Origin of the sequence: Clostridium sp. YIM B02569 (assembly GCF_022320765.1) — a bacterium.
Classification (GTDB): Bacteria; Bacillota; Clostridia; order Clostridiales; family Clostridiaceae; genus Clostridium; species Clostridium beijerinckii.
The window spans coordinates 309,417-335,567 of sequence record NZ_JAKJJX010000001.1; the positions used below are offsets into that span (position 1 = coordinate 309,417).

23 protein-coding genes are annotated in these 26,151 nt (G+C 30.6%); 3 read left to right on the plus strand and 20 right to left on the minus strand.

What is annotated here, in order from left to right:
* Position 1 precedes the first annotated feature (1 nt).
* The 3 genes from L3B96_RS01375 to pta form a co-directional block, all read right to left on the minus strand.
* Positions 2-508 carry a DUF177 domain-containing protein gene (locus L3B96_RS01375; protein ID WP_011968505.1) on the minus strand — a complete coding sequence of 169 codons (507 nt, stop codon included), beginning with the start codon at positions 506-508 and terminating at the stop codon, positions 2-4.
* A gap of 347 nt (positions 509-855) precedes the next feature.
* The gene (locus tag L3B96_RS01380; RefSeq protein ID WP_077305191.1) at positions 856-2,058 is read right to left on the minus strand and encodes an acetate kinase; all 1,203 of its coding nucleotides are present in this window, start codon (positions 2,056-2,058) and stop codon (positions 856-858) included.
* Positions 2,059-2,154: 96 nt separating this feature from the next.
* Entirely contained in the window at positions 2,155-3,156 is a 1,002-nt protein-coding gene (gene pta, locus L3B96_RS01385; protein ID WP_077305189.1) for a phosphate acetyltransferase, read from the minus strand.
* A gap of 559 nt (positions 3,157-3,715) precedes the next feature.
* Between pta and L3B96_RS01390 the strand changes: the two genes are divergently transcribed.
* Positions 3,716-4,921 carry a nucleotidyltransferase gene (locus tag L3B96_RS01390; protein ID WP_238858626.1) on the plus strand — a complete coding sequence of 402 codons (1,206 nt, stop codon included), beginning with the start codon at positions 3,716-3,718 and terminating at the stop codon, positions 4,919-4,921.
* Positions 4,922-4,973: 52 nt separating this feature from the next.
* Positions 4,974-6,155, plus strand: coding sequence for a sporulation integral membrane protein YlbJ (gene ylbJ / locus L3B96_RS01395; RefSeq protein ID WP_077305185.1), 1,182 nt, complete (start codon positions 4,974-4,976; stop codon positions 6,153-6,155).
* Here the strand turns inward: ylbJ and L3B96_RS01400 are convergent.
* From L3B96_RS01400 to L3B96_RS01425, 6 genes are all read right to left on the minus strand, one after another.
* Positions 6,135-6,677 carry an ATPase gene (locus tag L3B96_RS01400; RefSeq protein WP_011968500.1) on the minus strand — a complete coding sequence of 181 codons (543 nt, stop codon included), beginning with the start codon at positions 6,675-6,677 and terminating at the stop codon, positions 6,135-6,137. The genes ylbJ and L3B96_RS01400 overlap by 21 nt on opposite strands.
* Before the next feature lie 179 nt (positions 6,678-6,856).
* Positions 6,857-7,336, minus strand: coding sequence for a pantetheine-phosphate adenylyltransferase (gene coaD, locus L3B96_RS01405; protein ID WP_011968499.1), 480 nt, complete (start codon positions 7,334-7,336; stop codon positions 6,857-6,859).
* A gap of 3 nt (positions 7,337-7,339) precedes the next feature.
* Positions 7,340-7,897 (minus strand): 16S rRNA (guanine(966)-N(2))-methyltransferase RsmD, encoded by a 558-nt coding sequence (gene rsmD / locus L3B96_RS01410; protein WP_011968498.1) that lies wholly within the window; start codon positions 7,895-7,897, stop codon positions 7,340-7,342.
* 265 nt (positions 7,898-8,162) lie between these two features.
* Positions 8,163-10,196, minus strand: coding sequence for an ATP-dependent DNA helicase RecG (gene recG / locus L3B96_RS01415; RefSeq protein WP_238858627.1), 2,034 nt, complete (start codon positions 10,194-10,196; stop codon positions 8,163-8,165).
* A gap of 60 nt (positions 10,197-10,256) precedes the next feature.
* A complete protein-coding gene (locus L3B96_RS01420; protein ID WP_238858628.1) occupies positions 10,257-11,897 on the minus strand; it encodes a DAK2 domain-containing protein in 1,641 nt (546 codons plus the stop codon).
* Between the two features lie 13 nt (positions 11,898-11,910).
* Positions 11,911-12,261: an Asp23/Gls24 family envelope stress response protein gene (locus L3B96_RS01425; protein WP_017210764.1), complete on the minus strand. Its 351-nt coding sequence runs from the start codon at positions 12,259-12,261 to the stop codon at positions 11,911-11,913.
* A gap of 1,229 nt (positions 12,262-13,490) precedes the next feature.
* Between L3B96_RS01425 and rpmB the strand changes: the two genes are divergently transcribed.
* Positions 13,491-13,682, plus strand: a complete 192-nt coding sequence (rpmB, locus tag L3B96_RS01430) for a 50S ribosomal protein L28 (RefSeq protein ID WP_008424849.1) — start codon at positions 13,491-13,493, stop codon at positions 13,680-13,682.
* Positions 13,683-14,171: 489 nt separating this feature from the next.
* Here the strand turns inward: rpmB and L3B96_RS01435 are convergent, their stop codons facing one another.
* From L3B96_RS01435 to priA, 11 genes are all read right to left on the minus strand, one after another.
* Positions 14,172-14,807, minus strand: coding sequence for a thiamine diphosphokinase (locus tag L3B96_RS01435; protein ID WP_017210765.1), 636 nt, complete (start codon positions 14,805-14,807; stop codon positions 14,172-14,174).
* A 4-nt stretch (positions 14,808-14,811) separates the two neighbouring features.
* On the minus strand, positions 14,812-15,456 hold the full coding sequence (gene rpe / locus L3B96_RS01440; RefSeq protein WP_011968493.1) for a ribulose-phosphate 3-epimerase: 645 nt from the start codon (positions 15,454-15,456) through the stop codon (positions 14,812-14,814).
* Positions 15,450-16,322 (minus strand): ribosome small subunit-dependent GTPase A, encoded by an 873-nt coding sequence (gene rsgA / locus L3B96_RS01445; protein WP_011968492.1) that lies wholly within the window; start codon positions 16,320-16,322, stop codon positions 15,450-15,452. Before rsgA ends, rpe begins: the two co-directional genes overlap by 7 nt.
* Positions 16,323-16,689: 367 nt before the next feature.
* Complete coding sequence (gene pknB, locus L3B96_RS01450) at positions 16,690-18,636, minus strand: Stk1 family PASTA domain-containing Ser/Thr kinase (RefSeq protein ID WP_238858629.1); 1,947 nt, start codon at positions 18,634-18,636, stop codon at positions 16,690-16,692.
* Position 18,637: 1 nt separating this feature from the next.
* On the minus strand, positions 18,638-19,357 hold the full coding sequence (locus L3B96_RS01455; RefSeq protein WP_011968490.1) for a Stp1/IreP family PP2C-type Ser/Thr phosphatase: 720 nt from the start codon (positions 19,355-19,357) through the stop codon (positions 18,638-18,640).
* Complete coding sequence (rlmN, locus tag L3B96_RS01460; RefSeq protein WP_238858630.1) at positions 19,341-20,402, minus strand: 23S rRNA (adenine(2503)-C(2))-methyltransferase RlmN; 1,062 nt, start codon at positions 20,400-20,402, stop codon at positions 19,341-19,343. The genes L3B96_RS01455 and rlmN overlap by 17 nt, the downstream gene beginning before the upstream one ends.
* Positions 20,403-20,413: 11 nt before the next feature.
* Complete coding sequence (gene rsmB / locus L3B96_RS01465; RefSeq protein ID WP_017210768.1) at positions 20,414-21,733, minus strand: 16S rRNA (cytosine(967)-C(5))-methyltransferase RsmB; 1,320 nt, start codon at positions 21,731-21,733, stop codon at positions 20,414-20,416.
* Between the two features lie 14 nt (positions 21,734-21,747).
* Positions 21,748-22,440, minus strand: coding sequence for a zinc metallopeptidase (locus tag L3B96_RS01470; protein WP_238858631.1), 693 nt, complete (start codon positions 22,438-22,440; stop codon positions 21,748-21,750).
* 15 nt (positions 22,441-22,455) lie between these two features.
* Positions 22,456-23,382, minus strand: coding sequence for a methionyl-tRNA formyltransferase (gene fmt, locus L3B96_RS01475; protein ID WP_011968486.1), 927 nt, complete (start codon positions 23,380-23,382; stop codon positions 22,456-22,458).
* 22 nt (positions 23,383-23,404) lie between these two features.
* On the minus strand, positions 23,405-23,863 hold the full coding sequence (gene def / locus L3B96_RS01480) for a peptide deformylase (protein WP_017210771.1): 459 nt from the start codon (positions 23,861-23,863) through the stop codon (positions 23,405-23,407).
* Between the two features lie 12 nt (positions 23,864-23,875).
* Entirely contained in the window at positions 23,876-26,074 is a 2,199-nt protein-coding gene (priA, locus tag L3B96_RS01485; RefSeq protein ID WP_238858632.1) for a primosomal protein N', read from the minus strand.
* Positions 26,075-26,151 lie beyond the last annotated feature (77 nt).

The following is a 26,151-nucleotide window of genomic DNA, read 5'->3' on the forward strand; positions in this document are numbered from 1 at the left end:
ATTACACCTCCTTATTATCAAACAAACCTTTCAAGGCCTCAAAACGTATATCTACATCTTCTTTTTGACATGAACATGAATTGTGATTTAAGTTACATCCACATTCTTGACAAAGCCCTTTACAGTCGTTCTTGCAAACTCTTTTAATAGGTAGTGTTGAAATTATGCTACTTTCGACAATTTCTGTGATGTCTAAAACATCATCCATTACAACAATAGCTTCATCATCACCACTATCTCTATTAGTTGTAAACCTTTCTTCTATATCAATATCTATTGGATAGATAAAGGTATCTAAACATCTTGAACATATCATTTCTAAATCAGTTTTGATTTTAGCATTCAATATTAATATATCACCATCTGATAAGATATTCCCAACAACTTCAAAAGGTTTTATTGGTTTAATTATATCTCCTTCAAAATCAAATTGCGGTGCATCAAATATATAGTCAATTTTCTTGCTTCTATCTTTACCTGAAATAATATCTGAAATTTGTACTTTCATAAAATCACAGGATAATCATATAATAAAACTAATGTAAACTATATAATATCTCCTCTTTCACTCCTTAGCACATATATTTATAAAACAAACACAACTAATTATATAAATTGCGTGCTAAAAAGTCAAGAAATTTATTATAAATTCCTATTTCTCAATATGAAAGAAAATAACAAACTCATGATACAAATGTTTTTGTATCTATACTAACTGCTCTCCTTTACGTATATATTTTCTTCTATAAAGGAAGTACAGCCAAATATATTGTATAAAGCCATTGAAAAAACATGCTGATAAATTATAAATAAAAACCAATCAGCATGTTAACTCACTATTTTTTCAATTATGCCTTACTTAACTAATTCTAAAGTTTCTTTAGCAATCATTAATTCTTCGTTTGTAGGTATTACAACTACTTTTACCTTTGAAGTTTCTTTAGAAATTTCCATACCATCTCCGATATTATGACTTTCGTTCTTTTCTAAATCTACTTCTATTCCTAAGAATTCCATATTAGTTAAAGCTCTTGATCTTATTTCTGGAGCATGTTCTCCGATTCCTGCTGTAAATACAATTGCATCTACACCACCCATTACGGCAGCATAAGCACCTATTTGCTTCTTAACTTGATATCCGAATATGTCCATTGTAAGTAATGCTCTAGGATCATTATCATTTTCCACAGCACTTCTAATATCTCTAAAATCTGTTCCTATTCCTGATATACCTAGAACCCCTGATTTCTTATTTAAGATATCATTTACTTCATCTATAGAATATCCTTTTTCTTTTACTAAATAAGTAACTATTGCTGGATCTATACTTCCAGATCTTGATCCCATTATAATACCATCTAATGGAGTGAATCCCATTGTAGTATCTACAGATTTTCCACCATCAACAGCTGTAATACTTACACCATTACCTATATGACAAGTTACTATCTTTAAATCGCTTATGTCTTTATTCATCCATTTTGCCATTTCACCTGCTACATACTTATGAGATGTACCATGAAATCCATATCTTCTTACATGATCTTCCTCATATAATTCATATGGAAGAGCATACATAAATGCTTTTTCTGGCATAGTTTGATGGAATGCTGTATCAAATACTGCTACCATTGGAGTTTTTGGCATAAGAGCCTTACATGCATTTATTCCAATTATATTTGGAGGATTATGAAGTGGTGCTAATTTTGTAAATTCATCAAGCGCCTTAATTACTTCTTCATTAATTACTACTGAAGTTGCGTATTTTTCACCACCATGAACAACTCTATGTCCAACAGCTGATATCTCATCCATTGAACTTATTACACCATGGTTTTCATCAACTAAACACTTTAAAACAAGTTCTATTGCATCTTGATGATCTTTTAATGGTGTTTCAACTATATATTTATCTTTTCCTTCAACTTTTTGAGTCAATATTGACCCAGTAATTCCTATTCTTTCAACAAGTCCTTGAGCTAAAGACTCTTCATTACTCATATCAATAAGTTGATATTTTAGTGAAGAACTACCACAATTTATAACTAATACTTTCATAACTCTACTCTCCTTTTAACATTCAAACCTTTTGTATTTTTGTTTTAACAATCTATAAGCTAACTTACTTTAAATTATCTGTAAAAATAATACTTACTATTTGTTTGTTTGAGCTTGAACTGCTGTAAGCGCAACAACACTTACAATATCATCTGAGCTACAACCTCTTGATAAGTCATTGATTGGTTTTGCAAAGCCTTGACAGATAGGTCCAATAGCTTCAGCATTTGCAAATCTTTGAACTAATTTATAACCTATATTTCCAGCTTGTAAATCTGGGAATACTAGAACATTAGCTTTTCCAGCAACAGTACTTTCTGGTGCCTTTTGAGCTGCTACTTTTGCAACTATAGCTGCATCTAATTGTAGTTCACCATCTATATCTAAGTCAGGTCTCATTTCTTTTGCTTTTTGAGTAGCATTTCTAACCTTATCAACTAATTCATTATCAGCACTTCCCATAGTAGAGAATGATAACATTGCCACCTTAGGTTCCATGTTACATAAATTCTTAGCTGTTTCTGCAGTAGCTATTGCAATTGCTGCTAATTGATCCTCGTTAGGGTTAGGGTTAACTGCACAGTCTGAGAATATTAATGTTCCTTCTTCACCATAAGATGATCCTGGAACTTGCATTATAAAGAAGCTTGAAACAACAGATACCCCTGGTGCTGTCTTTATAATTTGTAATCCTGGTCTTAATAAATCTCCAGTTGTGTGAATTGCTCCTGATACCATTCCATCTGCATCATCTAATTTAACCATCATCGTACCAAAATATAGAGGATCTCTGACTATTTTATCTGCCTTTTCCATTGTAACGCCTTTTGTCTTTCTAAGTTCATAGAAGGCTTCAATATACTTTTCTAATTTATCTGATTCATTTGGATCAATAATCTCAATTCCTGATAAATTTACATCTAATTCCTTTGCCTTATTATTTATTTCTTCTTTGTTACCTATTAAAATTGGGTAAGCTAATCCTAATTTTTGTATTTTTTCTGCAGCTGCTATATTTCTTTCCTCGTTTCCCTCTGGAAGAACAATTTTTTGTTTATTTGATTGTGCTGCAGTCCATATTTTTTTCATAAGGTCCATAATCTATTTATCTCCTCTCTATATCCTATCTCTAATACTAATATACTCCTTTATCAGTGCTTTTTTCAACACAAATTCTCTATAAAATAGAAGTCTTTAGATTTGAAATAATCTAAATTGTCAGACAATACTCCTGTAAAATAACAATATAGGAAAAGTATAATTTTTAACAATTAAATTTTATTTAAAATTATTTTATAATTTATTATTAAACGCTATCAAATGTTTTAAATTATTGACCTAATATATGAAAAATACATGTCTATTTCATATTATTTTCATTTAATTTTTCTTAAAAATCTATAGTATATTCATTCAATTAGTTATACATACGCTATTTTTTTGTCAATATTAAGCAATAATTAAAAATTCACCATTCTTTTAATGTTCTGAATATTTTTTAAACTACTTTTTAATAGAGTAATATTAAAAAAGTATATTTTTTAACAATATTTTTATAATATCTTATTGACATTTTACAAAAAATACACAACATATTAAACCTTAATAACTAATATTATAAAATTCCATAATATGCTATACTAGCTTTATAAAGGAGATGATTTTAATACTTACAGGAATAATTACAGAATATAATCCATTTCATAAAGGTCATGAATATCACCTTAGTAAAGCAAAATCCGACACAAACGCAGATGGCATAGTTTGTGTAATGAGTGGTAATTTTATGCAAAGAGGAATTCCAGCAATTATAGATAAATGGAAAAGAGCTGAAATGGCTATTAAAAATGGTGTTGATCTAGTTCTAGAGCTACCTCTAGTTTATTCCATTTCTTCTGCTGAACATTTTGCTTTCGGAAGCGTATCTCTTCTTAACTCGTTAGGCGTAATAGATCACTTATACTTTGGAAGCGAAGAAGGAAATGTATCTATATTAGAAGACATAGCCAAAGTTTTAGTTTCCGAGCCTTTAAATTATAAAAAACTTTTAAAATATAATTTGGACTCTGGCTTACCTTTTCATTTGAGCCGAGCAAATGCACTTAAAGATTATTTAAACTCAAATAAATTATTAGATACAATATCAAATTCTAATAATATCTTAGGTATTGAATATATAAAATCTCTAATTCGTTTAAATAGCGCAATAGTTCCTAAAACCATCAAAAGAGAAGGTTCATTATATAACGATGTCAACATAAGCGCTTCATTTGCTTCTGCTACATCAATAAGAAAACATCTAAAAGAGAAATCTTTAAATGATTTAGCTGATATTATGCCAAAGGCGAGCTATGACATTCTGCTTAGTTTATCTTCTTCTAACTATCCTTTTATTTTTGAGGAAGATACCTTTAAATATATAAAATATAAATTACTCACTAACGAAAGATCTCTTTTAAATTTGCCAGATGTATCAGAGGGCATAGATAATAAAATATTAAAAGAAATTGTAAGATCCAATTCACTTAACGAATTAATATTGAATTCAAAAAGCAAAAGATATACATACACGAGGATAAGTAGAATTCTTTTGCAAAGCTTTTTGAACCTTGAAAATTTTGATTTATCAAGCTTATCTAAGAGCCCTGCACCTTACGCAAGAGTTCTTGCTTTTAATTCTACAGGGCAAAGAATTCTAAAGAGTATAAAAACTAATTCTAGTATAAATCTAATAACAAAGGTGCCAAGAAACAATCAATGTGATCATCTAAAAATAGATATCTTAGGAACAAAAGCATATTCACTGCTAAATCCAAAAATAAGTCCTATGGATGATTATTTAAAAGGGCCTTTTATAATATAGTAATATTTTACATAACCATGAGAATATAAATATTATTGATTGGAGTGATTTCATGATATATATTATTATCTTATGGTTTCTTATTATTAGCTTAGTCTTTATTTTAATCAAACAACTTAATATCAAAAAAAATACTATCATTTGTATATTTATATCCGTCTTAATAGTTCTTTTTGTTTTAAACATAAACCAATGCATAGTCGCAGCTATTGATGGTTGTAAATTATGGTATAACTCAATATTGCCAACCACCTTTCCTTTTGTAGTTATATGTAATTTATTAATATACTACGATGGAATAAATCTTTATTCTAAATTTCTTGGGCCATTAATCTGCAAACCATTAGGCCTTTCTAGAAATTGTTCCTTTCCAATCGTAGCAAGTATACTATGTGGCTATCCACTAGGTGCTAAATATTGTGTAGATTTATACAAGATGGAATATATAGATAGGAATGAATACGAAAGACTTTTAAACATAGCGTCTAACGTTGGTCCCCTTTTTTTAATCGGATCTGTTGCTGGAACTTTATTAGGGAATGTATCCTTAGGTTATATCTTGCTTCTAGGAAGCAATTTATCAATAATCATAATGGGATTTTTGACAAAAAAAAAGAGAAACTTAAATACTCTAAGTTCTCTCCCTTGTCCAAAAAATGAAAGTATGAATTTCGGTAATGCTGTAAAAAATGCGGTTCAAAACGGAATAAACACCACATTATCTATAGGTGGTTTCATAATAATTTTTTCAGTTGTTATATCTCTCGTTAAAAACAATCCTTATATTCATATTGTATTTAGGCAGCTAGATAATATTTTAAAACTGCCTTCCCAAACTTTATACAGTATATTTTTAGGAAGCATTGAAATGACTAATGGGTGCAGTATAATCTCTCCCCTAGAAATTTCTATCCCCTTAAAGCTTGGTATAATAAGCTTTTTAACTTCATTTTCTGGTCTTGCTGTAATCGCACAAGTAAGTTCTTTCGTAAGCGATACTAAGATAAATTATAGCAGATATATTTTTTTAAAAGTAATCCAAGGAATCGTTAGTTTTATTATAACTTATGGGTTATGCAAAGTGTTTCCTACAAGTATTTATACATCAAACTTACAAATGAGCCATTCTTCAAGTTTATTTGTATATATATATCCTGCATTAACTATACTGTTATTAACACTTTTATTAAGTATATTTAATAGAACCTTGAAATTATTTTTTCATACCGCGTAATTCTTTAATGTTCTCTTTTATAACATCGCATGTACCAGTTAAATTTGTATCTATCTCTTTAGCTACTACTTCAAAACTTTCTTGAAGGCTTTTTATTAATTTTATTTTGTGTTCTTCTAATTCTTGATCTAATTGGGTTAATATTTCATCAGAATAATCCCTAGACCCTAATCTTATAGCCTTGGCCTCTCTCTGTGCTGAGGCTATAATTTCTTGTGCTCTCCCCTTGGCTTCCCTCACTATATCGTGATTTTCGACATTCTGTCTCATCATAGTCATTGTTTCTTTTCTAACAGAATCATACTCTTTTTTAGCTTCATTAAGGATTCTTTCTCTCTCGTTCATAACCCATTCAGCTTTTTTAAATTGGTCAGGCATATAGTTAATTATTTGATCTATTACATCAACAACTTCTCTTTTATCTATCATAACTTTACCGCTCATTGGCACTTTAGGTGAATTTTCCACCAAGTCTTGTAAATACTCTAATAACTCTATTATATTTACCTCCATTTTTTCCATAAAAACACTCCTTAGATATTTATTCTATAAATGCTCAAAATACCAGGAACAAATCTTAATCTAGCATTTTTAATTGCTTTTAGTATTATTAATAGCATAGCATTAATTTCAAGTTAATGCGGCTGCTTAAACACAGCACATTCTAATTATGAAAATACTTTTCCTTAAAAAATCACCGTTTATAGATTTATTCTGGACATTATATCTGAAATAATTTCATTGGGAACAAGTCCACTAATATCTCCTCCAAACCTTGCCACCTGCTTAACAGTTGAGGAACTAATATGTATATTTTTAGCCGATGACATCATACATACAGTTTCGGTATCATCATCTAATTCTTTATTAATAAACGCCATTTGAAATTCATACTCAAAATCAGAAGCTGTTCTTAATCCCTTTAATATTATATTAGTCTTACATTCTTTTAGAAAATTAACTAAAAGCCCATCAAAGCTTCGTATTTCAACATTCTCAATATCTCTTGTCACTCTTTTTATAAGTTCAACTCTTTCGCTGCTTTCAAAAAGATATTTCTTATCAACATTAACTAATACTGCAACTATTACTTTATCAAAGACCTTTGCTCCTCTTTTTATAATATCGAGATGTCCATTTGTTATAGGATCAAAGCTCCCAGGGTACACTGCAACTCTCATTGTTTACTTCTCCTCATGCTTGTAATAACATACTGTTGTATTTCCATACTTCTTACTTTTTGTTAATCTTATATCTTTATACCCTTCATAAATCTCTTCAATAGTATCTATTTTAGTAACTATTATTCCATCATTCTTTAAAATTTCATTATCCTTAACAATTTTCATAGCTTCTGGAATCATTTCTTTGCAATAAGGTGGATCAATAAATATTATGTCAAATTTCTTTCCCTTCTTCGCAAGATTCTTTAAGCCTTCATAAGCATCTATATTCATAGGAAAACAGAAATCTTGAAATTTAAGGCTTTCTACATTTTCCTTTAATAAAGGAAAAGTCACAGAGCTTTTATCAAATAAATAAACTTCACTTGCCCCTCTGCTTGCCGCTTCTAATCCAAGGCTTCCTGTCCCAGCAAAAACGTCTACAACTACTGCCTCTGGTATATACATTTGAACCGAACTAAACATAGCCTCCTTAACTCTATCTAATGTAGGCCTTGTTTCCATTGTAGCTGGAGGTATTAATTTATGTCCTCTTGCTCTTCCTGCTATTATTCTCAAAATTTTATTCCTCCTAAAATAAGCATATAAGAAAATCTACTCTCTAGATTTTTAATTTACAATTTAAAACTAAACTCAGTTGCACACTCCGTGCTCTTTTCATATGTGAAAAGTTCCCAATTAAGCTTCACACTCTTTTTAAAGTGAAATAATCTTGGTTACACTTCGTGCTCTTTTTATAGGCAAAATGATCTTAATTGCACTTCGTGCTCTTTTCATAGGTGTATATTTTATATATTAACATATCTATACATAATATTTCAAATTAATTAAAGCAAATATATTTACTACTTTTTTCCAAATTTTTACTAAGTTCATTAATTATTTCCCTATTTACCTCAAATTCGTTTTGTAACATGTTATTCGCCTCTAATTTAGCACATCTTAAAATCTTCATATCATCATAAAGATTTGCAAGTACAAAGCCTTCATCACCACTTTGCTTCTTACCAAACATCTCTCCTGCACCTCTGAGTTCTAAATCTTTTTCTGATATTAGAAATCCATCACTACATTCTGTCATTATCTGCATCCTCTTTTTAGTCACATTGCTTTTAGCCTTTGCTATTAATATACAATAAGATGAATACTGACCTCTTCCAACTCTTCCTCTTAATTGATGTAACTGCGACAATCCAAACCGTTCTGCATTTTCAACAATCATTACGGATGCATTGGGAACATTAACGCCTACTTCAATTACAGTTGTTGATATTAGAACATTAACTTCATTATTCTTAAATCTTTTTATTATTTCATCTTTTTCAGAGCCTTTCATTTTTCCATGAAGTATCTCAACCTTTAATTCCTTAAAAATTCCACTGGTAAGTTTATTATATAAAGTTTCTACTGAATTTAACTCCTCTTTTTCATCCTCTTCAATAAGAGGGCATACAATATATACTTGTCGACCTTTTTTTATCTCATCATATGCCAAATCATAAGCTATATCTCTTTGATTATCAGCATAAAATCTAGTATCTATTTTCTTTCTCCCAGGTGGCAGCTCATCAATTATAGATACATCAAGATCTGAATATAAGTATAATGCCAATGTTCTTGGAATTGGAGTAGCCGTCATAACTAAGCAATCAGCCCTTTTTCCTTTGTTTATAAGTTTACTCCTTTGCTCAACACCAAACCTATGCTGCTCATCAGTTACTATAAGCCCTAACTTTCCAAATTCCACATCATCTTGGAAAAGTGCATGAGTTCCTATCACTAAAATTGGTTCTTTAGTTCTAATTCTTTCTTTGATCCTCTGCTTTTCTTTTGCTGAAGTTGTTCCTGTTAATAATTCGATTTCTATATTAAATTCATCATAAACTTTCCTTGCTTCTTCAAAGTGTTGATTTGCAAGAATCTCTGTTGGAGCCATAAATGCACATTGGTAATCATTTTTGATCACATTAAAAATAGCTATAAGTGCAATTATTGTCTTTCCACTACCAACATCTCCTTGTATAAGTCTATTCATTGATGAATTTGATTTTTGATCTCTCAATATTTCACGTATGACTCTTGTTTGAGCATTAGTAAGAGGAAATGGTAACTTCTCTTTAAATAAGCCAAGTTCATCTACCCACTGAAAAAGTATACCATTCTTGTTTTTCTTAATTTTATGTTTAAGAAGTAGTAACTTTAGTGAATATGTAAATAATTCCTGAAATTTAAGCCTTATTATAGCCTTTTCCAGCACTTCCTTATTATCAGGAAAATGGACGCTTCTAATAGCTTCATTTAATGAAATCAAATAATATTTATCTAATATATTTTGTGGTAAATTCTCCTTAACTGTCATCTTGGACAAAATTTCATTAATTAATTTTTCAAACAACTTATTGCTTATATCACCTTTTAAAGGATATTTAGGTATGATCTCATTAGAAATAGCTTCTTCACATGTGACCATAGGATTAACCACCTCTAAAGTATTTCCTACCCTTTTAAATTTACCCATCAAATTATATATTTCTCCTATTTTAAAGGAGTTCTTTATATACCTTTGATTAAACCACTTTCCAGATACTTTATGTCCATTATAATCAAATTCTACAGTTGTTAATAATTTACCAGTTTTAGTTTTTACATCGCTTCTAAATCTAATGACTTTACACTTTAAAATCTGCTTGTCTTCTCCTGTAATATTTTCAAATTCCACATTGCTATCTACAAATTCATAATCTCTTGGAAAATATAACAGAATATCTAGTATATTAAAAATTCCACATCTATTTAATTTTTCTGTGGCCTTTGGGCCTACTCCTTTTAATGTTGAAATATTGCTATATATATCCAAAGCCCTTCTCTTCCTCCCTAAACAATAAGAGCACCTAGCATTAGGCGCCCTTACTATTTCTTATTCTACTGATATTAAAAAGTAATATAGTGGTTGATTTCCTTTGTAAAATTGAATATCTAAGTCTTCGTACTTTTCTTGTAGCTCAACTTCGAATTCATTTGCATCTTCATCACTTACATCTTCACCATAATATACAGTAATAAGTTCACTTTCATCATCTATCATATCTTCTAGAACTTTACCGGCAACAACCTTCTTGTCTTCGCCTACCTCTTTTATTTTACCTTCTACAAGTCCTAACATATTTCCTTGTTTAATATCTATTCCATCAATTTCTGTATCACGTACTGCATATGTCACCGAACCAGTTTTAACTACTTCAATTGCATCCTTTAAATTAGTGAAATTTTCTTCAACTTCAGAATCATGGTTAAACATTGTGGCACATGCTATTCCTTGAGGAATAGTTGTTGTAGGTACTACTAATATATTTTTACTTGATATTTCTGCCGCCTGATTAGCTGCCATAATTATATTCTTATTGTTCGGCATAATGAAAATATGTTCAGCATTTATTTTCTCAACAGCATCTAAAATGTCCTGAGTAGATGGATTCATTGTCTGGCCACCTTCAATGACATAGTCTATTCCCAAGTCCTTAAAGATATTTGAAATTCCATCTCCCATAGCAACTGTTATAAAGCCATACTTTTTCTTTTCACCATCACCAACTTCATCTTCAGATGAAGTTTCTGTTAATTCCTTAGTATTTATTAATAGCTCTCTGTGCTCTTCTCTCATATTATCAATCTTTATCTTTGATAATTCCCCTATAGCAACTGCCTTTGATAAGACTAATCCAGGATCATTAGTATGTATGTGCACCTTTATAACATCATCATATCCAACAACTATCATGGAATCTCCAAGGCTCTCTATCTCATTTTGGAAATCTTGTGCACGTTTGGCGTCACCAAGTATTATAAATTCAGTACAATACCCAAACTTTATATCAATTTCTTCTGTAGATTTAGCTAAAGTACCATTTGCGCCACTTATTTTTATATCACTTAATTCAGCTTTAATATCATTCTTTAATGCTTCAAACATACCTCTAAGTATAATGTAAAGCCCCATTCCACCTGAATCAACTACTTTAGCCTTTTTTAGTGCGGGTAATAATTCTGGAGTTCTATCTAACATTTCTTTTGATTTAACTGTTATCTCTTCCATAAAGCCAACCATATCCTTAGCATCAGATGACACTGCTGCTTCAGCAGCGGCTCTAATTACAGAAAGTATAGTACCTTCAGTCGGTCTCATTACCGCTTTGTATGCTGACTTTGATCCCTCTGAAAAGGCTACTGCAAACTCTTTAATATCTACTTCTTTTTTTCCTTCTAGGCCTTTAGAAAAACCTCTAAGTATTTGCGATAATATAACACCAGAGTTACCCCTAGCTCCCATTAAAGCACCTTTAGCTAATTTCTTTGATATTTCCCCTATAGAATCACTATCCATATCTTCTATCTCTTTAACTGCTGCCTTAAACGTCATAGACATATTAGTTCCAGTATCTCCGTCTGGAACAGGGAATACGTTAAGTGCATTTACGAAATCACTTTGCTCTAGCAATTTATTGCTAGCATTCACAACCATGTTATAAAAATCATGGCCATTTATCTTTGTATATTCCATTTAGTTTAACCTCCTAAACTCTAACCGCTTGCACATTTACTGTTATGGACGACACCTTAAGTCCTGTATAGTTTTCAACACTATAGCGTACTTTTTGAATTATATTATTAGATATAACCGATATCTTTGTTCCGTATTCAACCATTACAAATAATTCTATTTGTAATTTCTTCTCGCTTGTTAGCTGTATCTTTACACCTTTACTAAAATTTTCTATACCAATAAGTTCCCAAAAGCCTTCACTGGCATTTCTAGAAACCATTCCAACTACTCCATAACATTCCATTGTGGATAATCCAACAATTTTTGCTATAACTTCCTCTGAATAATTTATATTACCATTTTCGTTTGAAAATCCAACCATCCATATTCCTCCTAAATTCTTATATCTTATTTTCTATTCTATATTAGAACAATATTTTATTCAAGTATTCAAAAAATATACACATCTGAAAAAAGCGCGTAGCGCAATTAAGATCATTTCCCTTTAAAAAGAGCACGAAGTGCAATTACGGTCATTTGCCTCTAAAAAAAGCGCGCAGCGCAACCAAGATCATTTTTCCTAAAAAAACACAAACTGAAATTAAGATCCTTCCATCTAAAAAGCACGCATATATGAAAAATTTCAAAGCACAGTTAGAAACTTATTATGCGTAATCAAGTCCTTCCCCTAGAGAAAAGAATCGAATCTAATTAAGATAATTCTCCCTTTAGAAAACATACAGTATAGCTATATCTTTTTTCTCTTAAAACCGCAGTGCAACCAAGATCATAAAATAAGAAAAAAGTACTCACATAGAAAAAAGTGCAAAGCACAATTCGAACTTATTAACTACAATCAAGCTTACTTCCTAGAAAAAAAGAATCAAATCCAATTAAGATGCTTCTCACCTTTAAAAACATAAAATACAGCTAAATCATTTTCCCTCTGAAAAAGCACAAACTGAAACCATAGTCATTCTAATCCAAAAAATCATGCACATATAAAACAAATTTAAAGCATAATTCAGAACTCATTAAATAAAACTAAACTCTATTCAGCATAAAATAGGCATGAGTTCCAATTAAGACAATTCTCCTTCTAGTAAACATAAGGTACATATATATCATTTTATCTCTTAAAATACACAGCATAACCAAAGATCTTTTTACCTTTAAATAAAACATTCACATACAAAACTAGTGCCAAGTACAATTAAAATCTTCGAACTAAAGCTAAAAGTTTTTCTCTTCTTTAAAAATCTATCTCTACAAAGTCTTTCCTTCCAAAAAGTTTTTAAAACATAATCAAGAGAATAATTTACCTATGAAATAAATATATATATTGCAAAAATAATTCTTCATCATAATTCTAAAAATATTTCAAGAATTTTGGCCGTAATTGTGAATTGTGAATTACAACATAATACATATCAAATTTCGGCAGGTATTCACATAAGTTTCATTTTCGCTGTAAAGCCGCATATTAACTGCCAATACATAATTTTTAATTTATAATTAATAATTTATCTTGCCTATTACATTTTCCTATGATATAATTTACACTGTCCTATTGAAGATGATTATCTTTGGAATATAAGGAGGTGTTTTCTAATGGCAAGAAGATGCGAAATTTGTGATAAGGGTGTTGTAGCTGGAGTAAGCTATAGCCATTCACATCGTCAATCAAAGAGAACTTGGGCTCCTAACATAAAGAAAGTAAAAGCTTTAGTTAACGGAACACCAAAAACTGTTCATGTATGTACAAGATGCCTTAGATCTGGAAAGGTTCAAAGAGCAATATAAGTTCATAATAAAAAATGCAATTGTTATCCCAATTGCATTTTTTATTTTTAAGGCATATGAAAGAAAATAACGAGTCTAAAATGCCATGGTTATTTTTCATCAGGCGAAGAAGCAGATCGGGCTCATAGCGAGCCTATTAGTTCAATCTGTTGATGAAGCATGATGAAAAGAGCAGCTATGCTGCAACAAGGAACTTTTCTTGGCAGATGGACTTGTTATTTTTTTTGATTACGCCTAAAGCTATTTAGAAAGCTTAAAACTAAATTATACATTATGTACTTCTAGCCTTTTTTTCTAAAAAACTTTATTATATTAGATAGAAACTTAGGTAGTTTAAAAGCTATTATTTTCATTTACAAGTCCTCCCAAATATTAATATATTAAAAATTAAAATGAAAATTTAATCCGTCTTATTATATTAATATTCAGTTACTACTCAAAATGTTCCACTTTTAAATATAAAAAATAATTAAATAAGTTCATGAATATTTAGTCTATGGAATGAATAACTAATAACTCTCCTTTTTCATAAGTTATATCTATTGGTGTATCAATAAATTCATTACATATAGCCCGTGGATCTAATAAACCCAAATCATAACTTGGTAGATTGTATTTTCCACCACTAATTTGAAGTTTGCTTACTTTATCGCTTAATGCATGAAATGATATATTTTCACCATATTTGCCGTATAACCTCATTTTATTTTCTCCAAGGTAAAGTCTATTATTATCGTCTAATATTTCTAAATTAGCACCTTTTTTTTTCGTAGTTAGCATAAGTCCTATATTTCCTAGTGTATGATCCATTCTAGTTCCAGTTGCCCCGAATAGATATATCTTTTCTGCGCCTCTTTTTATCGCTTCCATTACTGCAATTTCAGTGTCAGTATAATCTTTCTCTGGTTGAAATTCCAAGACTTCCTTAACCTTTAACTTCATATTATCTAAAATTTCCTTTTTGGCAGAGTCAAAATCACCTAAAAGCAAGTCTGGAATAATATTATACTTATAAAGGCATTCACTTCCCTTATCAGCTGCTATTATAAATTCAACTTCACTAATATATTTCTTTAGTAACTTCTCTGAAGGTGGGTTTCCTCCACTTACAATTGCAACATTCAAATTATTACCCCCTTAGAGCTTTTATATTCTCATCAATTTCCCCACCATTAAACACTGCTGAACCTGCAACAATGACATTTGCACCTGCTTCTATAACCTCTTTAACATTTGTCTTATCAATACCACCATCAACTTCTATTAAAAGCCCTGGGTTCAATCTATCGCTAAGTTCTTTTATCTCTCTAATCTTATCTAGAGAATAAGGTATGAATTTTTGTCCTCCAAATCCTGGGTTAACAGACATTATCAACACCATATCCAAACTTGGTATTAAATCTTTCAATACACTTGTTGGAGTTCCTGGATTTAAAGAAATCGCTGCTTTTTTTCCTTTTGACTTAATATAATTAATTGTTCTATCTATATGTTTATCCGCCTCATGATGAATTGTAATTATATCAGCCCCAGCCTCTATAAAAGCATCTATGTAATTTGATGGATTATTTATCATTAAATGAACGTCAAATACCTTCTTTGTTCTATTTCTAATAGATTTTATAACTGGCAAACCAAAAGATATATTAGGAACAAAAGATCCATCCATTACATCTATATGAATAAAATCCGCTCCTCCTTTATCTATTCTTTCTATGTCCTCTCCTAATTTTGAAAAATCCGCTGATAATATTGATGGTGCAATCTTTACCATTTATTTTTTTCCTCCTCAATTATTTCTTCTAATGCTCTTACATAAAATTCGTATCTGTATCTATTAATCTTTTCGCTTTCTACAGCCTCTTTTAGAGCACAATTTGGTTCTTTATAATGTAAACAACCTCTATATTTACACTTATCATTATACTGTGTAAATTCAGGAAAACAATATTTTAAAGAATTTTTATCCATTAAATCCTTTATTTCTAGTGTAGAAAATCCAGGTGTATCAACAATATATCCATCTGCCACCTCAATTAACTCACTATGCCTTGTAGTATGCTTACCTCTCCCAAGCTTCACGCTTACATTACCTGTTTCCATATGTTCTTTGTTTGAAAGCTTGTTTATTAATGTTGACTTTCCTGCTCCCGATGGTCCACAAAAAACTGTTATATTTCCTCTAATCTTTTCTTCTAACCGCTCTATCCCTATTCCTTTTTTAGCATTTATAAAGAGAACCTCATAACCTATGACATTTATTCTCTTCTTTATTTCTTCTCTTTCTTCTTCCGATACTAAATCTATCTTATTTAAGCAAACTATAACCTCAATGTTATTATATTCACATAGAATTAAAAACTTATTTAATAAATCAAAATTTATGTCTGGATTCTTAACTGCAAAAACAACAAATGCTAAAGAAACATTTGCTACAGTGGGCCTAACCAATTCAGATTTCCTCTCATGTATCTCTTCAATAACGCCTTTTCCATGTTCCATCTTAATTGTAACATCATCCCCTACCATAGGTTTTATGTCCTTATGTCTAAATTTCCCTCTAGCTTTGCATTCTATTAAGCCTTGGTCTGTCTTAATATAATAAAAGCCTCCTATGCCCTTTATTATTTTTCCATTCATAATTTCCCTCCATAACTTATAAAATAAATTTATATATTCTTTTATAGAATGTTAATATATGCTGCAATGATAAATTAGATAACTTTAGGTTTAAGATTTTAATAAGCCAAATGCATAAATACAACTAGAACTTAGCAACTTAATTGCAAAATATATTAAATTTCTAAATTAGTATTTTCTATCATAGTATATTTTCTTTTTAGAGATTTAATGTAGATCTAACTATAAATATATATTGCAAAAAATAATCCTTCATCATAATTCTAAAAATATTGTAAGAATTTTAGCCGTAATTGTGAAATGTGCATTGTGAATTGCAATATATATATCATAGAAGGAGAGGTTTTTATGAACCTCTCCTTACTTACTATTGATGGTTTTGATTTGATGTTTTAGGTTGAGTGTTGTTTTGACTGTTATTTGTATCATCCCATGGGCCTGTAGGATTAGTTGTGCCTGGAGTATTAGGAGTCTTTCCTGGTGTATCAGTAGTAGTACCGCCTGTTCCTCCAGTATTTTTATCAGGAGTGCTTCCATTTCCACCCGGCTTAGTATTTCCTTGAGTAGGATTATTAGTTACAGGTGGATCTTGTTTCGCAACATATTTACCAACTGTTATAACAATTGTAGTTCCAGGATCTACTCTATTTCCTTCTCCTGTTTGTTTTAAAACTTTACCGTTTTGACTCTCATCTTGTGTTTCTTGGGAATTTACAGATACTTTTAAACCAGCATCTTGTAATTCGCCTGTAGCTGTATCTTGGTCTTTACCAACTACGCTAGGTACTTTTGTAGTCTTAACTTCCGGTCCTTTACTTACAACAACTGTTATCTTATCATCTGCTGTTACTTCAGTATCTTTTTTCGGAGTTTGACTTATTATTTGTCCCTCTGGTACACTATCGCTAAAAGCTTCGCTTTTATCACTAATCTTAAGTCCAAAGGATTTTAAAATAGTAGTTGCAGTATCTATATCATACTCCTTCAAATCAGGCATTTTAAGTTTTGTTGCTCCTCCACTTACAATAACTCTAATCTGACTTTTTTCTTTAACCTTAGTTCCAGCATCCGGGTTCATCTTAAGAATAGTTCCTTCTGGCTGATCGCTTGCTTCAGTTCCACCTTCCACTAAAACTAAATTTATAGCTTCAAGTGCTTTCTTTCCATCATCAACATTCTTTCCTACTATATTAGGAACCTCAACTTCTTTGCTGTTAGCACTAGCAGAACTAACCATTTTAAAAGCTGCAACACCTAAAACTATTAACAATAATGCTAAAACTACACCTATTGTTATTTTCATTATTCTCTTCTTGTTTATTCCACTGCCTTTTTCATCTTCATCGTCTTCGTAGTAATAATCATCATCGTCTTCATCATCATAGTCTTCATCTTTTTTATTAGGCAACTTTTCCTCTTGCCTTGCCATCTGTTCGGTCACAGCAGACATTATTATAGTATGATCATTGTCGTCTTCTTTATCTATCTTTGCATTAGGATCATCCTTTATTCTTTGGAGATCTGAGATCATTTCTTTAGCATTCTGATATCTCTTAATAGGATCCTTTTCCATTGACTTTAAAATTAATTGATTTAAACTCTCAGGAATCTTTGAATTAACACTTTTTGGCGGAACAACTTCTTCTTGAAGATGTTTTAAAGCTATAGTTACAGCAGTATCTGCTTGGAATGGGAGATTTCCAGTAACCATCTCATATAATACAACTCCTAATGAATATAAATCCGTTCTACAATCAATAAAATTTCCTTTTGCTTGTTCTGGAGAAAGATAATGAGCAGATCCCATTATTGTACTAGTATTTGTAATAGTTTCAGAATTTGATGATTTTGCTATTCCAAAATCAGTTACTTTCATAACTCCATCTTCTGTTACTAAAATATTTTGTGGCTTAACATCTCTATGTATTATATTGTTTCTATGAGCACAATCTAAAGCTTTGGCTATTTGAATTGCAACTGATATAGCTGTTTCATAATTCATCTTTCCAACTTGTTTTATAATATCTTTTAATGTTTTTCCTTTAACATATTCCATTACAATATAATTTATTTCATCCTGTGTTCCTACATCTAGTATATTTACTATATTATTGTCAGATAAGGCTGCAACAGCTGTTGCTTCACCTTTAAATTTTTCTACAATATCAGGGTTGTCGCAAAGTTCTTTCTTAAGTATTTTAACTGCAACAAACCTATTTAATTTATTGTCTCTTGCCTTAAATACTTCTGACATTCCGCCTTCCCCTATTTTTTCTAACAACTCGTATCTGTTTCCAAGTACAATTCCATCCATGCTACATCTCTCCTCCAAACAACAATACTGTTATATTATCTCTGCCACCGTTTTGCTTTGCCAAGTATACAAGTTTATTAGCAATGTTTACATAACTTTCTCCTTCAGTGACGACTTGTAGAATCTCTTCTTTAGTTAATTCATTTGTCAATCCATCTGAACACAATATATAAAGATCATATTCTCTGTTCTCTAACTGAAATATATCTACATTCACATTAATGCTAGTTCCTAATGCTCTTGTAATAATATTTTTCTTAGGATGATTTTCCGCCTCTTTTTCACTTATACTCCCAATATCAACTAGTTCTTGTACTAAAGAATGATCTTTAGTAATCTTCTTAATTTCATTATTTTTAACTGCAAAACAACAGCTATCACCTACATTTGCAACCTGTATAAAATTTTTAGTCATAAAACAAGTTGTAACAGTAGTTCCCATTCCACTTAAATTTTCGCTAGTGTTAGAAAAAGTAAATATATCTTTATTTACTTTTTCTATAGCTTCTACAAGCAAATTTTCTGCTCTACTCGAAGAAAAATTTTCTCTTACATAGTCAACAATATTTGTTGCAGCCATCTGACTAGCGACTTCTCCTGCATTATGTCCACCCATTCCGTCTGCCACTACATAAATTTTGAATTCGTCTCTTTCTAAATACGAAGCAGAGTCTTCATTTAATGTTCGCCTTAACCCAACATCACTAACTAAACCTACCATTTTGCTCCCCCTCTATTTCTTGGGTATTTATGTAACTTCTTCTAAGTTGTCCACACGCTGCATTAATGTCACTTCCCATTTCACGTCTTGTAGTAACTTCTATTCCATGATTTTTTAGTATTTCTGAAAAATCTTCTATTGCCTTTTTTGAAGATCTCTTATATGTATTTTCTTTTATTTCATTTACTGGAATCAAATTAACATGACAAAGCATACCTTTTAACAATTTGCCTAATGCCTTTGCATCTTCTCTGCCATCATTCACGTCTTTCACTAACGCATACTCAAACGTAATTCTTCTATTAGTTTTATTTATATAATATCTGCAAGCCTCTAATATTTCCTCAATGCTATACCTATTAGCTATAGGCATAATTTCTTTTCTCTTATCATTACTAAATGCATGTAGTGATAAAGCTAGAGTTATGCTAAGTTCCTTATCTGCTAATTCGTATATCTTAGGTACAATTCCACAAGTAGATAATGTTATATGTCTCTGCCCAATATTTAATGCATATTCAGCAGAAACTATTTCTAGAAACTTTATAACGTTATTATAATTATCAAGTGGTTCGCCACTTCCCATTAATACGACGTTAGAAATCCTTTCATTGATATAATCTTGAACAACCATAATTTGCGATAAAATTTCTCCAGTTGTAAGATTTCTAACTTTACCTTCAATTGTGGATGCACAAAATTTGCATCCCATTGCACATCCAACTTGAGTGGATATGCATATGGAATTTCCATGCTTATATCTCATTAGTACAGATTCTATTAAGTTTCCATCCTTAAATCCTAACAAGAACTTTTCTGTACCATCTATATTAGATTTATATACTTCTATTATCTTTGGCAGACCTACAAAAAAATTTTCTTTTAGTTTTTGTACTAATGGCTTTGGTATATTCTTCATATTATCAAATTCTTTAACACCTTTATAAATCCATGATAATATTTGTTGACCTCTAAATGCACTTTCACCATTTTCCTTCATCCATGCTTTAAGTTCTTCTAAAGCAAAATCTAGCAAATTGTTCATTTATTCACCTACTATTGTCTTTTTTCTAATTTAGTCACAAAGAATCCATCCATATTTTCATTTGGCATAATAGTTAGAGAGCCATCTCTATTGTATACTAAGTTATCTTGTTTACCAATAAAGATCTTTTTCACGCTACAGTCTTTATGTCTGCTAACAAACCACTCAATATTTTCTTCATTTTCTTCTTTATTTAATGTACAAGTTGAATATATCATTATTCCATCCTCTTTTAAATACATCCATGCACATTCCATTATATCTCTTTGAACTTTTATAATTTCTCTTAACTCATTTCTTGTCTTGTTCCACTTTATTTCTGGTTTTTTTCTTATTATTCCAAGCCCTGAACAAGGAACATCTATTAAGATTCTATCACTAGATGCTATTAAATCTGGGTTTAATTTAGTTGCATCACTTGTATTAACTTCAACGTTAGTTATACCCAATCTCTCACAATTTTCTTTTATTAATCCAAGTTTAGATTCATGAAGATCATACGCTAATACTTTTCCAGTGTTTTGAAGTATTTCAGCAATATGAGTAGTTTTACCACCAGGTGCACTACACAAATCTGTAACTGTCATTCCTTCTTCCAATTCTAATAATGGTGCTATAATCATTGCACTTTCATCTTGAACTGTGATTTTTCCTTCTTGAAATAACGGATTATTTTCTATAGATTTACCACCTTTTATGCAAATTGCTTCTGGGCAAATAACACCTTCTTCAACTTCATATTCAAGTTCTTCTAATTTTTCAAATACTTCATCATAATCAGCTTTAAGTTCATTTACTCTAACACTTACTTGTGGAATTGAATTTAATCCAGACATTATTTTCTTTGATACATTTTCACCATATTGCTTTATTAAAAGTCTTATCATCCAAGGTTCAAATGAAAACTTATATGCATATTCGTCAATTTTATTTCCTACAACTTCAATATCATCAGGATTTTTAGTGAAATTTCTAAGTATTCCATTTACTAACTTTGAATCATTTTCTGATATTTCTTTTGCTTCCTCTACCGCTTCATTACAAGCAGCATAGCTAGGTATTTTATCCAAAAAGTTCATTTGGTATATTGCTACTCTTAAAATATTTAAGATATCTTTGTTCATTAACTTAAGATCTTTTACAAAGTTCGAAATTATAATATCTAATGTTTTTTTCCTTCTTAAAACTCCATAAACAATTTCAGTTAATAGTGCTTTATCTTTATCACTTAATTCTGCTTCATTTAACTCTTTTGCTAATACAATATTAGAGTAAGCCCCTTCATTTAAGACTCTTCCTAATATCTTTACTGCTAATTTTCTACAATTCATACGCTACCTCTTTACTAATCATTTCTTCTATTGCTTATAGCAATTAATCTTATTAATTGTGATACTGCCATTAATGTCGCAGCTACATATGTCATTGCTGCTGCGTCTAAAACCTTTTGTGCACTTTTAGTTTCGTCACCATATAGTATTCCTCTTGACTTTAATATATTCAAAGCCCTTGTTGATGCATCAAACTCTACTGGTAATGTTATTAGCTGAAAAATCACAACCCCTGAAAATAAAATTATTCCAAGTGTAGTTAATCCCTTAAAACCTAATAATATACCAACAAAGAATAGCATCCATGATACATTTGAGCCAATATTTACAACTGGCACAATGGAATTTCTTATTACTAGTGGAGCATACCTTTCTTTATGCTGCAATGCGTGCCCGACCTCGTGGGCAGCTATGCCTGCTGAAGAAATAGATGCACCTGAATATACCTCCGGAGATAATCTAAGGATTTTACTTGCAGGATCGTAATGATCTCCAAGCTTTGAATTTATCAGTTCTATTCTAACATCAAAAAGCCCAGCTTCATCTAACATCATTCTTGCAACTTGTTGACCAGTATATCCATTTATTGTTCTTACTTGGCTATACTCGCTATAAGCGCTATTAATTTTGGATTGAGCCCAAAATGAAATTATTATAGCTGGAACTAATAATATCATTGTTGGATCAAAAAACGGATAAAAATGCATTATACATCAACTCCATTATTGTAAGATTATATTTTCCTCTATTTCATGTCCATTAATATATTGTTCTATTGTCAAAGGCTTACCATTAGGAAACTGCACTCTTTTTATTAATAGAACATCTTCCTTGCATGAAACTTTCACTCCATTTTTGCTTACATCTATAATAGTACCAGGTTCTTTATTGCTTTTTTCTTTTAGAACTTCTGTTTCATATATCTTCATTCTTTCGTTCTTATAATCAGTATAAGCAATTGGCCATGGATTTAGTCCTCTAACTAAGTTATGAATCTCTTCAGCACTTTTATTCCAATCTATATTAGCGATATTCTTATCAAGCATCTTGGCATAAAAAGTCTCATTTCCTTGCTTTTCTGGGACTATATCGCCTTTTGAAATTCCCTCTATACTTTTTACAAGTAAATCTGCTCCTCTAACCATTAATATATCATGTAATTCACCAGTTGTCATATTATTAGTAATTTCAACTTCATCCTTAAGAATCATATCTCCTGTATCTAAACCAACATCCATAAGCATTGTGGTATTTCCAGAACTCTTCTCTCCATTTATTATTGCCCAATTTAGTGGTGCAGCACCTCTATACATCGGAAGCAAAGATGCATGAAGATTTATACATCCATATTTCGGTATATCTAATACTTCCTTAGTTAAAATCTGCCCAAATGCCACTACTATAATAAAATCTGGTTTTAGCTCTTTTAATTTCTCTATCAAATCTCTATCGTCTTTTAACTTTATTGGTTGGTATATTGGGATTTCATGTTTTAATCCTTCTTCTTTAACTGCAGAGTACGCCATTTTCTTTCCTCTACCCTTTGGTTTGTCTGGTTGAGTCAAAATAGCAGTAACATTGTACTCTTTAATCATTCTTTGCAAAGAAGGAACTGCAAAATCAGGAGTACCCATAAATACTATATTCATTATATTATCCTCCTATCAGTATTTATTTTTTTGAAGCTCCCCTACCTTTAACTCTATCTATAAATAGAGTTCCATTTAAATGATCATATTCGTGCAAAATAGCTCTCGCAAGTAATTCTTCAGCTTCTATTTCGAATTCTTCTCCCTTTTCATTTAAAGCTCTAGCTCTAACGTAATTAGGTCTCATAACTTCTTCTGTTTCCCCTGGTAAGCTAAGGCATCCTTCTTCGTCTATTTGAGACCCATTTGTTTCTATTATTTCTGGATTAATAAATACTAGTGGCCCATCTCCAATATCTACAACAAATAGTCTCTTTAATATTCCAACTTGAGGAGCTGCAAGACCAACACCATCAGCATCATACATTGTTTCTTTCATATCTTCAATTAATGTCAATAATCTATCATCTATTTTATCAACTTCTCTGCATTTCTTTCTTAGTACGTCATCACCATATTTTCTTATATTTCTTAATGCCATTTTGTATTCCCCCTAAGTCATATTGTTAGGATTAATATCTATACTAACCCTTATTTCATTATATACACTCTTATTTAATAGATAAAGTGTATCTTTAACTTTTTCACTAAACTCATCATCAAAATTTCCTTTTATTATTATCTGCCATCTGTAATTTTCTTTTAATCTAGAAATTATACAAGGAACTGGTCCGAGAATATTAAGATCATCTACTACTAATTTTTTCAAATCGGCTTCTAAAGTATACATAAATTTTGTTAATTTTTCTTCAAATTTTGAAGATCCAACAATTAATAATATTTTACCAAAAGGAGGATTTTCCATCAACCTTCTAATCTTTATTTCTTCTTTAAATAGAGATTCATAATCCTCTTCTTGAGCACACTTTAAACTATAATGGTTTGGCGTATAGCTTTGAACTATTACCTTGCCTTCATCTTCACCTCTTCCAGATCTGCCTGCAACCTGCGTTATTATTTGATATGTTCTTTCAGAAGCTCTGTAATCAGGCAGATTTAAAGACATGTCTGCCGCTAAAACTCCAACCAGTGTAACATTTTTAAAATCTAATCCTTTTGACACCATTTGTGTTCCAATTAAGATGTCTGCTTCTCCATTTTTAAAACAATTATAAATTGATTCATGAGAATTTTTATGTCGTGTAGTATCAACATCCATTCTTAATACTCTTGATTTCGGAAAATACTTTTTCACTTCTAATTCAACACGTTCTGTTCCTGCTCCAAAAAATTTCACATATTTACTATTACATTTTGGACATACAGTTTTTGATTTTTCTGCTCTTCCACAGTAATGACATATCAAATATCCATTCTTATGATACGTCATAGAAACATCGCATTCTGGACATTTGAATACATATCCACAACTTCTACACGAAATAAATGTTGAATACCCTCTTCTGTTTAGAAACAAAATTACCTGCTTTTTATCTTTTAAAGTTGCCTCTATTTCAGCCAAAAGTTTCCTACTGAACAATGATAAATTCTTACTCTTCAATTCTTCCCTCATATCTACTATTTCCATATGCGGCATTTCTTTCCCATTAGTTCTTTTATGCATTTCTATTAGTTTATATTCACCACGAATAGCTTTATAGTAACTTTCAATGCTCGGAGTTGCTGACCCCATAACTAATTTACAGTCCTTAATTTCACATATGAACTCACTTACTTCTCTAGTATGATATTTAGGATTATGTTCTGATTTATATGTATTTTCATGTTCTTCATCAATTATAATAAGTCCAAGATTCTGAAGCGGCAAAAACAAGGCACTTCGTGCTCCTATAACTAATTTAGCTTTCCCTTCTTTTACTCTATACCACTCATCAAATCTTTCACCATCACTTAACCTGCTATGAAAAAGTGCAACATTTTCTCCAAATCGTCCCTTAAATCGTTCAATCATCTGAGGGGTTAATGAAATTTCCGGAACTAAAACAATTGTACTTTTATTTTGACTTAACATTTCTTCAACCAGTCTTATATATACTTCTGTCTTCCCAGATCCCGTAACACCTTTTATTAGATATTTTTGATCAGGACTGTTTAAAATCGTATTAAGACAGTTTTCCTGTTCTCTTGTAAGTTTCTTATTACTATCAGTATCATATATTCGAGTATTGTATCTAAATACTGTTTGTTCTTCTGTTTTTAGTATACCTTTTTCTATTAACTTATTTAATAGGTATAAAGAAAAGCATCCATTACTAACAATTTCTGTTTTTGTATAAATCCCATTGTTGCTAGCTACGAAATCATATAATTTTTTGTAATTTTCTTTATCAAGCTGATCTTCATGTATTTCTTCATTTACTAAAACTACTTTTTTCTTTTTTTCCCTTAACCCCTTCATAATTCCAACAGGAATCATAAGTCGGATTGCATCAATAAATTTACATAAATACTTTCTTCTTAAAAATTTAATTACTTCCATATCATAGTTTGTTAATATAGCATAATCATCGCATATATTTAAAATCTCTTTCACTCTATAATTGAAATTAATTAAATCATCTTCCTGCAATATTGAAAATACAAAGCCTTCTATTGGTCTGCTTTTAGGGCCAAAAGGCACTTTAACTCTAAATCCTATTCCTATTTTATCCTGAAGTTCGCTAGGTACTTTGTATGTAAATGGCTTATCAATCTCCAAAGCATCACTATTTATAATTATTTCAGCATACATGATATTTATACCTACCACCTCACATCTAATCTTATATTAACAATATTCAATATTAGATAATTAACATTCTGATTATT

Coding starts and splice junctions, on each gene's coding strand:
- L3B96_RS01470 (WP_238858631.1), bottom strand. CDS start 22,440: ATGCATTTTTATCCGTTTTTTGATCCAACAATGATATTATTAGTTCCA.
- L3B96_RS01375 (WP_011968505.1), bottom strand. CDS start 508: ATGAAAGTACAAATTTCAGATATTATTTCAGGTAAAGATAGAAGCAAG.
- L3B96_RS01420 (WP_238858628.1), bottom strand. CDS start 11,897: ATGGAATATACAAAGATAAATGGCCATGATTTTTATAACATGGTTGTG.
- pknB (WP_238858629.1), bottom strand. CDS start 18,636: ATGGATGGAATTGTACTTGGAAACAGATACGAGTTGTTAGAAAAAATA.
- L3B96_RS01455 (WP_011968490.1), bottom strand. CDS start 19,357: ATGGTAGGTTTAGTTAGTGATGTTGGGTTAAGGCGAACATTAAATGAA.
- priA (WP_238858632.1), bottom strand. CDS start 26,074: ATGTATGCTGAAATAATTATAAATAGTGATGCTTTGGAGATTGATAAG.
- ylbJ (WP_077305185.1), top strand. CDS start 4,974: ATGATATATATTATTATCTTATGGTTTCTTATTATTAGCTTAGTCTTT.
- L3B96_RS01400 (WP_011968500.1), bottom strand. CDS start 6,677: ATGGAAAAAATGGAGGTAAATATAATAGAGTTATTAGAGTATTTACAA.
- fmt (WP_011968486.1), bottom strand. CDS start 23,382: ATGAATATAGTATTTATGGGTACTCCTGATTTTGCAGTTCCTTCTTTG.
- rpe (WP_011968493.1), bottom strand. CDS start 15,456: ATGGTAAAGATTGCACCATCAATATTATCAGCGGATTTTTCAAAATTA.
- rpmB (WP_008424849.1), top strand. CDS start 13,491: ATGGCAAGAAGATGCGAAATTTGTGATAAGGGTGTTGTAGCTGGAGTA.
- coaD (WP_011968499.1), bottom strand. CDS start 7,336: ATGAGAGTTGCAGTGTACCCTGGGAGCTTTGATCCTATAACAAATGGA.
- L3B96_RS01425 (WP_017210764.1), bottom strand. CDS start 12,261: ATGGTTGGATTTTCAAACGAAAATGGTAATATAAATTATTCAGAGGAA.
- L3B96_RS01380 (WP_077305191.1), bottom strand. CDS start 2,058: ATGAAAGTATTAGTTATAAATTGTGGTAGTTCTTCACTAAAATATCAA.
- pta (WP_077305189.1), bottom strand. CDS start 3,156: ATGGACCTTATGAAAAAAATATGGACTGCAGCACAATCAAATAAACAA.
- rlmN (WP_238858630.1), bottom strand. CDS start 20,402: ATGAACAATTTGCTAGATTTTGCTTTAGAAGAACTTAAAGCATGGATG.
- rsgA (WP_011968492.1), bottom strand. CDS start 16,322: ATGAATGGAAAAATAATAAAGGGCATAGGAGGCTTTTATTATATTAAG.
- rsmB (WP_017210768.1), bottom strand. CDS start 21,733: ATGAATTGTAGAAAATTAGCAGTAAAGATATTAGGAAGAGTCTTAAAT.
- def (WP_017210771.1), bottom strand. CDS start 23,863: ATGGCATTAAGAAATATAAGAAAATATGGTGATGACGTACTAAGAAAG.
- L3B96_RS01390 (WP_238858626.1), top strand. CDS start 3,716: ATGATTTTAATACTTACAGGAATAATTACAGAATATAATCCATTTCAT.